The organism is Cyclobacteriaceae bacterium (assembly GCA_025808415.1).
In the GTDB taxonomy this organism is placed as follows: domain Bacteria; phylum Bacteroidota; class Bacteroidia; order Cytophagales; family Cyclobacteriaceae; genus UBA2336.
The window spans coordinates 1,589,825-1,602,365 of sequence record CP075525.1; the positions used below are offsets into that span (position 1 = coordinate 1,589,825).

Here is a 12,541-nt window from a genome sequence, read left to right on the forward strand (position 1 = left end):
CTTTGGCCGGTCGATTAATAAATTGCCACGCTTTTGAACCTCCGGTCTTTGGTGGTAGCAGCTAATGAATCAAAATAACTTAACCTTTATACGCATATGAAAGTAACTGTTGTAGGTGCCGGTAACGTAGGTGCAACCTGTGCCGATGTATTGGCATACCGTGAAATTGCCAATGAGATTGTTTTGGTAGATATCAAAGAAGGTATTGCCGAAGGAAAGTCGCTTGACATCTGGCAAAAGGCTCCCATCGATCTGTACGATTCGCGTACCGTGGGCTCAACCAATGATTACACCAAAACAGCCGGTTCGGATGTTGTAGTGATAACCTCCGGCTTGCCCCGCAAACCGGGCATGAGCCGCGATGACCTTATTGGTACCAATGCCGGCATTGTTAAATCCGTTACTGAAAATATCATCAAACATTCTCCCAATGCAATCATCATTGTAGTATCGAATCCATTGGATGTAATGACTTACCAGGCACACCTTTCCTCTAAACTACCGCGGACTAAAGTTTTTGGTATGGCGGGTATCTTGGATACCGCGCGATACCGCGCCTTTCTGGCAGAGGCCTTAAACATTTCGCCTAAGGATATTCAGGCGATGTTGTTGGGTGGACATGGCGATACCATGGTGCCACTTCCGCGTTATACCACAGTTGCCGGTATTCCGGTTACTGAACTGATCGACAGTGCTAAACTCAATGCAATTTTGGAGCGGACAAAAGTTGGAGGAGGCGAGCTGGTTAAGCTGATGGGCACTTCGGCCTGGTATGCGCCCGGTTCAGCGGCTGCGCAAATGGTAGAAGCCATTGTTCGCGATCAACGCAGGGTTTTCCCGGTGTGCGTACAACTGGATGGCGAATATGGAATTAAAGATTGCTACCTGGGCGTTCCGGTTGTGTTGGGTAAAAACGGAATTGAAAAAATTATTGAACTGGATTTGAACAACGATGAGAAAGCGCTGCTTGAAGCCAGCCGTAAAGCCGTGCGTGAAGTAATGGACGTGCTGGATAAATTGGGCTAATCTTTTTGGATTGAAATCCTACACAAATAAATAAAAATGCCGGATCATTGTCCGGCACTTTTATTTTGCGCTGTGCTACCGCATTAAGGTGATGAGTTTGGCGAGCGTAAGGGCATTGAAATTGTCGATAACAAGATCGGTGTCCATCATTTCATCGGGAGCATGGGTAGTAGTAATACCTATCACTTTCGAGCCTGAAGCTTTGCCTGCCTGTATACCCGACAGCGAATCTTCAATGACGATACATTGCTGGTTTGGCAGGTTTAGTGCCTTTGCTGATTTGAGATAAATTTCAGGATGGGGCTTGCCATGACTTACCATGCTTTCATCCAGAATGATATTAAAATATTTCCCGATACCGGTTCCTTTCAAAACAAAATCAACATTGGCACGGGGTGCGGAGGTGGCAATGGATCGGACGATGTGGTTTTGTTCAAGCATTTCAAGAAATGAAATGAGCCCCTCTACAGGCTTTATATGTGCAGCGTAGGCCTCGCGGAACATTTGCTCTTTTTCAAAGGCGTAAGCTTCCAGTTGTTGTTCGGTTAATTTACCAAATAAAGCCGTTATCCACTCGCGGTTGGTGCGCCCATAAATTCTAGTGCGCAGTTCTTCATCTGTTAACTGAAAGCCATACTTTTTGCAAAACTGGTTAATGGTTTCTTTGTGAAAGGGATTCGTGTCTACGATAACACCATCCATATCGAAAATAACAGCAAATGGTTTTGACATAATCAGGGTTTAATAGCCTTATAAATAATCTCTCCGTTGGGAAGTTTAAAGCGTTCGCGGGTTTCGGGCATTAAATCATCAATAAAATGATCTTTCACGGCCAGCAGCCCTGCGCGCTCTATACGTTTTGCATAATCTTTACCGTACTTCCTAACGTGGTCATCTTGCCCGAAGAATTTTTCGCGTTCTTTGGGTTCAGTAATTGAAGCATCTTCTAACGTAACATCGGGTATGGGGTTGAAAAACGGTACCTGCACGATGGCGAAACCACCGGGTTTTAGCACACGGTTTATTTCACGCAGGGCCTGTATGTCATCGGTAACATGCTCCAGTACGTGGTTGCATAGTACTGCATCGAAATGGTTATCCTGAAAAGGCATTTGGTGAATGTCCATTTTTATTTTGGCCAGCGGTGATTCGATGTCGGCCGTGACATAACGTTTGCCGTGAAGTTTTTCAAAACGGTTAATGAAGCACGTTTCAGGTGCGATATGCAAAACATTTAATGGTTTCTCAAAGAAGCTGGTCTTTTCTTTCAGGTAAAGCCAAATAAGCCGGTGCCGCTCCAGCGCGAGGCAATTTGGGCAAAGGGCATTTTCGCGTGGCCTTATCCGTCCGTAAGGCAAAAATTTCCTGAATTTCTTTTCGCATACAGGGCACATTACTGTATTTCCTGTGTACGCAACAGTAAGTACCTTTTGGCCAAGCCCGGTAATGCGCTGCAGGTATTTACGTGGCACATTCCTGATTATAAAGGAGACCAGTTTTTTCATAAAAGGCGCTAAGATACTCCCTAATGAGTTTGCCTCAAGAAATTGCCCTTTTAAAACTTTTTTAACTTTCCATTCATCCAAGAGTAGATTTAGCCGTTAAGCCAGTCAAAAAACGTTTGTTCATGCATGCAGAAACTTTACCCGACATGGCGCTGATGCATTCCGATTCGCTGGTCGAGCGCGCCCGGCAAGGGGATAGGAATGCACAGGGTAAACTGGTGCAGCTATGGTATAAACGTATTTACAATTACTGCTTCAAGTTTTTTCTTGATCATGACCTGGCGATGGAGGCTTGTCAAAAAACCTTCATATCCATGTGTCGCAACGTTGAGGCTCTACAGGAGGTAACGCGGTTTAAAAGCTGGTTATATAAAATCACGGTAAACAGTTGCAGGGAAGAGGCACGAAAAGTAAAAAACTCGCGGTCACTCTCGTTCGACCATATGGTGAATGCTGATGCAGAGGATTCACCCGCATGGGAAAAAGCCGTGCGAAGAAATGAAAACCCTGAACGGCAATACCAGCAACAGGAACTGTCGGATTTGCTGCAGCAATGCCTGATGGAGTTAAGCGCAGAGCAACGGGAAGTAGTGATTATGAAAGAGTACGAAGGATTGAAGTTCAGGGAAATTGCCGAGGCACTGAATGTTCCTGAAAACACGGTGAAGTCGCGAATGTATTACGGACTGGATGCATTGAAAAAGATTTTGGAAAGAAGACAGATTACAAAAGAAACAATTGGTTATGAACTTTAAACCCGATGAAGCATTGCTGATGGCGTACCTGTATGGTGAGTTACAAGGAAAGGAAAGGGCAACTGTTGAGCGTTACCTGCAGGATCATCCTGATGCTTTGCGCGAACTTGAAGCACTGCGTGAAGTGCGGAGCATTATGGCGGGTATTTCCGATAAGGAAGTGATCGTGCCCCCGCTTGTATTGGACAATCAACGGTCGCACTATTTCTGGAACACTTCGTTTGGAAAAACCATGTTGGGCATTGCCGCATCGTTAACCCTGATCATGTTGGCAGGTAAGTTTACAGGCTTGAACATTTCTGTTGATAACAGCACACTAACGATCGGGTTTGGCAGTCGGATTGAGAACGCTGACCTGGAGAAGGCAACGGCTATGCCGGCACTTACTTCGAGCGATGTCCAGCAAATGATCAACCAATCGCTTTCGCAGCAAAACGAAGCATGGACTGCCCAATGGTCTGCCTCACATCACAAACTGGATGAATCCATCAGGAGAACAATAGCCTCGCGGTCTGACGAGCAACTGAACAAACTGATGCACCAGGTTTCCGAAGCATCGGATGAACAAATCAGGCAATTTGCCATGACTTTGCAGGCTGACAATGCCCGGATGATAAAGGATTACCTCACCTTAAATTCAACCGATCAGCGAAAATATATTGAGGAGTTGTTGGTTGATTTTGCCAGGTACCTTGAGCAACAAAACCGGAATGATCTACAGGTATTGCAAGCCAGGTTAAATTCAATTGAACAGAATACCGATTTATTTAAGTATGAAACCGAACAGATTTTGACCAGCATCATCTCTTCGGTTGATAATTCAAAATCGTTTACAACTAAAAATTAAAAAATCAATGAGAAAAATAGCAGGCAAAATAGTTTATGGTTTTGTGTTGATGGCCTTGCCCTTATTCGCACAAAAGATTGATGAGGCACGCATGGGGCGTGACATAGCGGTGGCAGAGAATGTATTGAAGACATTGATCCGTCAGCAATTTGATAAACAACGGATGTTCTTTGGGTTGGAAGTAGAGGGGAGCTACCAGGCCGGTTATGGGGTAACGTTTCGTCTCCCGGCCGATTTCACCACACCCATTGCCATGAGTTTCTCGGGCGATTTTGGTGATATGGTATGGATTGACGGTGAACGCCCCGGATCGTTTTCATATTCGGTAACCAGCCCTTCAAGCAAGGAGATTCGCGTGTTGGAACAGCAGGCCCGTGAAGAGGCGCAACGCGCACGTGAAGAAGATCAGCGTGTCAGGCTAAAAGGGAAAGCTTCCAGAACTTCTTCCCTTGATATGGACAGTGTCAGAAACGCTTATAATGAAAAGCTTTTGGTAGCTGTAAAAGATTTCCTGGTCGACTATGGCGATATGATCAGTCAGCTTGGCGCCAACGAGCGAATTGTAATCACTAACCGTGGCGATCGTCCTCGGGTATGGGTGAACCAGTTCTTCACAACGCCAAAACGCTCTTACCTCTCAGCTGAAATTGCAAAGACCGATATGGCTGCATTTAAGCAAGGTAAATTAACACGCGAACAGGCGCTGGGGAAAGTTAAAGTAGTGAACACCGAATCGGTAGACGCTGTTGAACCTGACCTGGAGTTGTTGTCGAGCATATTTAACCGTCTCTACCGGTCGGATTTGGCATCAACCTTTTTTACCGATGAGGGCATTTACTTCGAACGGTTAAAAGATTTTGGTGCCGTGTACTACATGCGTGTGTACAGCAGTAATCAAAGCCGTAATTCAGGTTTGTTCAACATGCCCACAGCAAAACTTAACGATGTTGATCAGGTTACGCGGGATAAAAAGGTAAAAGAAATGTACCCGGCATTCGAGAAGGAACTTAAAGAAAATATGGTAGAATATGGCCGCACGTTAAAAAGCATCGGTGAGAATGAATCGCTGGTGTTCAATGTTACGTTAACCAAATGCGAGGGTTGTGGCATTCCTTCATCGCTTGAACTTTCGGTGAAGGGTAGTGTGCTGAAAGACTATTCAGCAGGAAAGATCAGTAAAGACGCGGCCATTGGAAAAATTTCTGCAAAAAGGGGCCAGAACCAGTAACCTTGCTTTATACTGGTGAGTAGTTACACAATAGGGTAAGTTATTATTCGGGTGGTTTTTCAAACGAAGGCCACCCGATTATTTTTGTTAAAGATCTTATTACCAAAATCATGAAAAGAAATCTGATCATTGCGGGAGGTGTTATTGTTGTTTTTGTAATTGCTTTTATGATTTATAAGAGCAACAAGAAAGGTGATGCTGTTGATATTTTTGCTACGGTTCAACGCGGTACTTTCCGGGTGGAAATTGAAACCACCGGTGAGTTGGAGGCTAAAAACTCGGTGAAGATCCAGGCACCCACACAACTGCGGGAGTATCGGGTCAATAACCTCACCATCCAAAGTATTGTCAATGAAGGTACCGTGGTTCAGCGTGGTGACTGGATCGCTACTCTCGACCGTTCTGAATTTCAAGGCCGGATCAAGGATAAAGAGATTGAATTGGAAAAAGCCCAGGCAAACTTTGTTCAAACACAATTGGACACTACGCTTCAACTACGCCAATCACGCGATGAGTTGATCAATTTACGGTACGATGTAGATGAGAAAAAAATAATCCTTGAGCAATCCAAGTTTGAGCCTCCCGCAACGATCAAACAAAATGAAATCAATTTAGAGAAATCCCAACGCGCCCTTGAACAGGCATTGGAAAATTACAAGATCAGGAAACGCCAAAACATTGAAAAAATGCGTACGGTAAATGCCGAACTGCGTAAAGTGCAAAATGAGTACAATGGGATGATGACGCTCAACTCAGCCTTTAATATTGTAGCACCCGAACCCGGCATGGTTATTTACCGCAAGGGATGGGACAACAAACCGATAAAGGCAGGCTCACAAATCAGCACGTGGGACCCTGTGGTGGCCACACTTCCCGATTTAACAACCATGATGTCAAAGACCTATGTTAATGAAGTAGATGTACGAAAAGTTAAGCCGGGCCAAAAAGTGGAGATCGGTTTAGATGCCTACCCAGATAAAAAACTTTCGGGCCAGGTGGTTAATGTGGCCAACGTAGGGGAACAGCGTCCAAACAGTGATGCGAAAGTTTTCCAGGTTGATGTACAGATTGCCGGCACCGATCCTTCGCTACGCCCTGCCATGACTACCAGCAATAAAATTGTAACCCTTGTTTTGGATAGTGTACTGTTTATCCCCCTGGAGTGCCTGCACAGCCAGGCCGACTCCATTACATACGTTTTTAAACGGGAAGGAATTAACACAGTGAAACAGGAAATTATGCTGGGCGAAACCAATGCCAACGATGCGGTAGTGCTGGCCGGCTTGCAAGTGAACGATCGACTGTACCTTTCTTTGCCATCCTCACGGGGTGGTGATGTGCGCTTGTTGCCAGAGTTGAACGGCAAACGCAAGAAACAAGAACCGAAACAAGAGGAAGGACCAGGCGAACAAACAATTACACTACCCAATGGACAAGTAATTAAAGTATCTGCCAATGGAGCCGGTCAATTTCAAATGCAGGCTAACCCGCAAAATGGTCAGCAAGGCAGACAAGGAAAACGGGAGGGCCAACGCAGGGAAGGTGGCCAGCAGGAAAAATCAGCGCCAGGTACAGCGCCCAACCGTGAAAAGCAGTGAGTTATGAAGGAGCGGCTATTTGCTAACCTCTACATCGCCATTGATGCGGTAATCGCCAATAAAGTACGTTCGTTGCTCACGGCATTGGGCATCATTTTTGGCGTAGCAGCGGTTATTGCCATGCTGGCCATCGGTAACGGGGCGCAACAGGAAATACTGGAACAGATTAAACTGGTGGGCGTCAATAACATTGTTATCAAGCCCATTGTAGAACAAGAAGAACAAAAGATTGAGGAGGCTTCTGCTGAAAAAGAAAAGAAGAAATTCTCTCCGGGCCTTACCGTTCGTGATGTTCATAGTATCATGGAAACCATACCGGGCATCAGCAAAATGAGCCCGGAAATAATTTTAGAGTCGACTATTATTAAAAGCGGTATCCGCAGGTCGGCCAAGTTGGTGGGCGTGGAACCTGTCTATTTTGATATTTACAATTTTGAGTTGTCAGACGGTGCCATGTTCACACCCGAGCATCTTAAGATAGGGGCACCGGTGTGTATTATTGGTAACTCAATCAAAACAAAGTTTTTCCCAACCGAAAACCCGGTAGGGAAATCGATAAAAGTTGGACCTAACTGGTTAACCATAATTGGGGTAATGAAGGAGCGCTATGTTTCTGAAAGCAGTATTGCCAAGTTGGGCATCCGCGACTTCAATATGGATGTGTATGCCCCCTTACAAACCGTATTGATCCGTTATAAAAACCGCGACCTGGTAACCCAAAACTCAGTCAATCCCACACCGAATTTCAGTCGGGGAAGGATTATCATTATCGGTGGCGATGACTCCAAGGATGATTCAGGCCCGGCTGTCAACTACCATCAACTGGACCGGTTGGTAATCCAGGTAAATGAAACGAATATGCTTACGCCTACAGCAGAAATCTTGTCGCGTCTTTTGCAACGAAGGCACTATGGTGTGGTAGATTATGAAATTGAAATACCTGAGTTGTTATTGAAACAACAACAGCGCACCAACGATATTTTTAATTATGTACTTGGTGCGATAGCCGGCATTTCATTGTTGGTTGGTGGTATTGGTATTATGAACATTATGCTTGCTTCGGTATTGGAGCGCATCAAAGAAATCGGGTTGCGCCTGGCCATCGGTGCACAAAAGAATGACATTGTGCAACAATTTCTTTTTGAAGCCGTGATGATCAGCGTAAGCGGTGGCATTATAGGAGTTATGCTGGGCGTTACCTTAGCCATGCTGGTTTCTTCTTTTGCCAATATTCCAACCGTTATCAGTTTTACATCAATCATACTATCCTTTGGTGTGGCCGCCACCGTGGGCCTTATTTTTGGTATTGCCCCGGCACGCAAAGCAGCTATGCAGGATCCTATTACATCGTTACGTTATGAATAATACATTTCGAACCGGAATGCTGGCCTGGATGTTAACAGCCATATGCATACCAACTTTCGCACAACAAAAGTACACGCTGCAAGATGTGATCGAACTGGCCAAAAGCCAGTCGCCACTTTCGCGCCAGGCCGAAACGAGGCGTGAAAACCGGTATTGGCAGTATCGGTTTTTCAGGTCAAATTTTAATCCGCAGTTGCGTTTAAGTGGCACCCTACCTGCCTATACTAAAAGCGTTAGCCAGGCCCCGTTGGCGGATGGCTCCTTCCGGTATACCCAAGTGGAACAATCAAACAATAACCTTAACCTGGGCCTGGTACAACCGCTGTTTTTTACGGGGGGAACTGTTTCGGTGAATTCAAGTTTGCAATACTTCAATAATTACCTGGCTGAGTTTCCACAGCCGGGTGAACAGTGGGGCGGCACGGTGATGAACATTCAACTTACCCAGCCCATTTTTGCCTTCAACACACTTCGGTGGGACCGTAAAACTGAGCCCCTTCGTTATGAAGAATCGCGCAGGAGTTACGTGGAAGAAATGGAATTTATCTCACAAACAGCCGTTTCACGGTTTTTTGATGTGCTGGATGCACAGATAAACCTGCAAATAGCAGAGTTCAACCTGGCCAATAACGACACCATCTACAAAATTGAAGAGGGGCGGTACAACATAGGCACTACACCAAAGGATAAACTATTGCAGGCCGAGTTGCAGCTTCTGCGTTCACGTCAGGATGTTACCCAGGCCAAAATCAATTTACAGATTGCACGGTTGCAGATGCGAAGTTATTTAGGCCTACGTAACAATGAACAATTTGAATTAGTACTGCCCGAAGAAATTCCTCCGCTGTACCTCACTGTCGATCAGGCCATGCAACTGGCCAAAGAAAATCGGGCTGATTTTATTGCCTTTGAAAGGCGAAAGATCGAAGCCGACAGGGAAGTGGCGCAGGCACGTGGTCAACGTTTTCAAACCAACTTAACGGCAGCATTCGGATTGAACAATAACGGATTGGCCTTACCGGATATTTACCAAAACCCTACCCAGCAACAAACTTTTGCACTTTCATTGAATGTACCCATTATCGATTGGGGCCGAAACCAGGCCCGCATGCAAACCGCATTGGCCAACAAAAAACTGAACGACTATGTGATTGCCCAGGATGAGGTAAATTTTGAGCAGGAAATTATCACGCAAGTCGGGCAGTTTGATGTTTTGTTAAGCCAGATTGAAATCACTAAAAAATCGGATGAAGTAGCCAACGAACGCTATGTGGTTTCACAAAACCGTTATCTCATTGGTAAAATCGATATTACTAACCTGAATATTGCCCTTACTGAAAAGGATGCTGCCAAGCGCAGTTATGTGGGGGCCCTGCGTTCATTCTGGACATCGTACTATGACTTGCGCAGGTTAACCTTGTATGATTTTTCAAACAGGAGATTGCTTTATACCCATGAGTAGCGTATTGCACGCCTCTTCATTTTAAATTGCCCCTGCGAATCCTATCTTGGTCTTTTAAAAACCTATGAAGCGGATACTGCGTTATTTACTCTATTTTTTTGGGGCTCTTTTGGCACTGGTGGTATTTATCGCCCTGATAAGCATTGCGCCCGTTAACCGGAGCATTGACCGTTCGGATGAGTTGCTGACAATGCAGGAAAAAATAAAATCATTACCGCCAGTAGCCCAAAACATCTCATCCTTTTATGCAGGTTACGCCAAGGTAAACCTTACCCCATCATTTCCGGTGGCCACTGCAGGATACGGAAAGCGAAAAGGTAAACTGATTGAAAGTATCCGCGATTCGGTTTTTGTGCGCGCAATGGTATTGCATAATGGTGCCCAACGTGTAGCCATTGTTAGTGCCGATTTACTGATCATCCCACCTGCCGTTACCACTTTGTTAGAGCGGGAACTTCCGTTAATCGGTTTTTCCCTTAACAATACTTATTTGGGTGCTACCCATACCCATAACAGCATTGGTAATTGGGGGGAGGGCGCAGCAGCCTTTTTATACGGTGCTTATAATGAACAAGTGGTGCGGTTTATGGTGGATCAGATAAAAGAGGCCATAGCAACAGCAAACCGCACGGTAAGGCCGGCAGTACTTAAAGCCGGAACAATAGCCGTTCCCCATGCTGTTCGAAACAGGCTTATCAGCAACGGGCCCGTGGACTCCTTGCTTCGGGTGGTGGAGATACAACAGGATAATAACCGTAAACAAATCTTGCTAAGCTATACCGCACATGCTACCTGTTTGACTTCAAAAGATTTAAGCTTGTCGCGCGATTACCCCGGAGCCTTGGTGGATGCCCTGGAAGCACAAGGATATTCCTTTGCGATGTTTATGGCCGGAGCGGTGGGCAGCCATGCCTGCCGTATTCCGGAGGGTGAAGATTGCATCACTTGGATGGGCACTGAACTGGCCAATTATTTTCAAGAGCATAGAGATTCTTTATTATCAATAAGCAGTAGTGTTTTGGCTTTTTACCGGGTGCCGTTGTTGCTGCCCGGTCCGCAGCCCAAGCTTACGGGCTCGCTTAGCCTACGTCCCTGGCTTTTTCGCTACGCCTTCGGTGAATACCCGGTGTACTTAAATGCTTTGCGGATTGGAAATGTATTAATGATCGGCACACCCTGCGATTATTCCGGTGAGTTTAATCATCACCTCGATCAGTATGCCAATAAATATGGACTAAATGTTATGTTAACCAGTTTCAATGGCGGTTATATAGGGTATGTAACTCCCGATAAGTATTTTGATCAAAATCATTACGAGACGCGTTTAATGAACTGGTATGGCTATGGCAATGGCGAATATGTTACCTCGTGTATCGAAGCCCTCATTGACCACAACGGATACAATCACTTTTGAAGCATGCTGCACCCGGTAGCTATTATAACAGGTGCGGGCAGTGGAATGGGTTTGCATTTCGCGCAAACCTTGGCCCAAAATCAATTTAAAATTTGCCTGGTAGATATTAACCTTGATACAGTTACGGATTTATTGCCTGAGTACGGGCAGGTGATGCACTATAAAATGGATGTTCGTTCGGCAGAGGCATGGCAGGATTTGCTCCGAAAAGTAGTGGAGGCTTTCGGACAACTGAATTACCTGTTCAATTTTGCCGGCATTGTTCAACCCGGTTTTATATATAATGCCGACATAACCCTTATCGATAAACACATGGATATTAATGCCAAGGGTAGTATGTATGGTACCAAAGTGATTGGTGATTATATGAAGAAGCAGGGTGGCGGCCATATCATAAACATCGCTTCGCTTGCCGGTATCGCACCTATACCGGGCATAGGATTGTATAGTGCTTCAAAATTTGCTATCCGGGGTTTTTCGCTTGCGGCAGCCATGGAATATAAACCCTTTGGTGTTTCGGTTAGCGTGGTGTGCCCGGATTTGGTGAAAACACCCATGTATGATCTTGAACTTCAGTTTAAGGATGAAACAGCCCTTGTATTTTCCGGCACCCTGAAAGCTCTTGAACCTGCTGATATAACCCGTGAGCTTTTGAAGCTGATGAAAACAAAAAAGCGGGAGATATGCATTCCGGCATCACGCGGGCGACTGGCAAAGTTAGCGGCCCTGTGGCCATGGTTGGCCGATCGGGTTCGTGCTGCATTAACCCGTAAAGGATTGACCCAAATGAAAAAGCTTAAAGGCGGGTAAGTTCCGTTAAATCCTTTTTCATTAGAATATCTGTTTGAGGATCGGTACCCAATAAAAAAATGTGTGAGCCATAAGGAGTAAATCCCCAACGCTTATAAAAATGGATAGCCCGATCATTATGCTCCCATACACCTAACCATAAGGTTTGGTAGCCCAGGTCCTGCCCGAAAGTTATGGCATGGTGCAGTAGTGCCGAACCAACTTTTTTTTCAAGGTACGCTTTGAGTACATAAATCCGTTCCAGTTCCAGTGCGTGGGTAGGCTGCGGTTGATCAGGATGGCTCCCTAATCGTAGCTTCATGTAACCAATGGGTTGGTTTTCCTGCAAGGCTATGAAAAATTTATTATTGTAATCGTTTAGTTCTTTGATTACCTGCTCCAAAGAAAAATTTTCCGCAAGATATTCTTGCATGTCGGCCTCTGTGTTGAGGTGTGCAAATGTTTCCGAAAAAGTGGTTTTTCCAAGATGGGCCAAGGTGGTTGCATCATGCAAGGTTGCCGGATGGATTTCAATGGAGTTCACAACCCAAG

At 45.4% G+C, this 12,541-nt stretch carries 12 protein-coding genes; 9 read left to right on the top strand and 3 right to left on the bottom strand.

From position 1 onward, the window contains the following. The first annotated feature begins 96 nt into the window (after positions 1-96). Positions 97-1,026 (top strand): malate dehydrogenase, encoded by a 930-nt coding sequence (gene mdh / locus KIT51_07495; GenBank protein UYN88082.1) that lies wholly within the window; start codon positions 97-99, stop codon positions 1,024-1,026. 75 nt (positions 1,027-1,101) lie between these two features. On the opposite strand, the gene KIT51_07500 is transcribed toward mdh, so the two are convergent. Together KIT51_07500 and KIT51_07505 are read right to left on the bottom strand one after the other, a co-directional pair. After that, positions 1,102-1,758 (bottom strand): HAD family phosphatase, encoded by a 657-nt coding sequence (locus KIT51_07500; protein ID UYN88083.1) that lies wholly within the window; start codon positions 1,756-1,758, stop codon positions 1,102-1,104. A gap of 2 nt (positions 1,759-1,760) precedes the next feature. Continuing rightward, positions 1,761-2,531 carry a class I SAM-dependent methyltransferase gene (locus KIT51_07505; protein UYN88084.1) on the bottom strand — a complete coding sequence of 257 codons (771 nt, stop codon included), beginning with the start codon at positions 2,529-2,531 and terminating at the stop codon, positions 1,761-1,763. Between the two features lie 146 nt (positions 2,532-2,677). On the opposite strand from KIT51_07505, the gene KIT51_07510 reads away from it, so the two are divergent. From KIT51_07510 to KIT51_07545, 8 genes are all read left to right on the top strand, one after another. Next, positions 2,678-3,286, top strand: a complete 609-nt coding sequence (locus KIT51_07510) for an RNA polymerase sigma factor (protein ID UYN88526.1) — start codon at positions 2,678-2,680, stop codon at positions 3,284-3,286. Then, complete coding sequence (locus KIT51_07515) at positions 3,276-4,133, top strand: hypothetical protein (GenBank protein ID UYN88085.1); 858 nt, start codon at positions 3,276-3,278, stop codon at positions 4,131-4,133. Before KIT51_07510 ends, KIT51_07515 begins: the two co-directional genes overlap by 11 nt. Positions 4,134-4,140: 7 nt before the next feature. Continuing rightward, positions 4,141-5,361 (top strand): hypothetical protein, encoded by a 1,221-nt coding sequence (locus KIT51_07520; GenBank protein UYN88086.1) that lies wholly within the window; start codon positions 4,141-4,143, stop codon positions 5,359-5,361. 110 nt (positions 5,362-5,471) lie between these two features. Then, positions 5,472-6,959, top strand: a complete 1,488-nt coding sequence (locus tag KIT51_07525) for an HlyD family efflux transporter periplasmic adaptor subunit (protein ID UYN88087.1) — start codon at positions 5,472-5,474, stop codon at positions 6,957-6,959. 3 nt (positions 6,960-6,962) lie between these two features. Then, positions 6,963-8,324 carry an ABC transporter permease gene (locus KIT51_07530; GenBank protein ID UYN88088.1) on the top strand — a complete coding sequence of 454 codons (1,362 nt, stop codon included), beginning with the start codon at positions 6,963-6,965 and terminating at the stop codon, positions 8,322-8,324. Positions 8,325-8,352: 28 nt separating this feature from the next. Continuing rightward, complete coding sequence (locus KIT51_07535) at positions 8,353-9,786, top strand: TolC family protein (protein ID UYN88527.1); 1,434 nt, start codon at positions 8,353-8,355, stop codon at positions 9,784-9,786. Between the two features lie 64 nt (positions 9,787-9,850). After that, positions 9,851-11,200 (top strand): neutral/alkaline non-lysosomal ceramidase N-terminal domain-containing protein, encoded by a 1,350-nt coding sequence (locus tag KIT51_07540; protein ID UYN88089.1) that lies wholly within the window; start codon positions 9,851-9,853, stop codon positions 11,198-11,200. Positions 11,201-11,203: 3 nt separating this feature from the next. Then, positions 11,204-12,010 carry an SDR family oxidoreductase gene (locus tag KIT51_07545; GenBank protein UYN88090.1) on the top strand — a complete coding sequence of 269 codons (807 nt, stop codon included), beginning with the start codon at positions 11,204-11,206 and terminating at the stop codon, positions 12,008-12,010. Here KIT51_07545 and KIT51_07550 read toward each other — a convergent pair. Next, positions 11,997-12,533 carry a GNAT family N-acetyltransferase gene (locus tag KIT51_07550; protein ID UYN88091.1) on the bottom strand — a complete coding sequence of 179 codons (537 nt, stop codon included), beginning with the start codon at positions 12,531-12,533 and terminating at the stop codon, positions 11,997-11,999. The two genes, KIT51_07545 and KIT51_07550, sit on opposite strands and share 14 nt — an antisense overlap. Positions 12,534-12,541 lie beyond the last annotated feature (8 nt).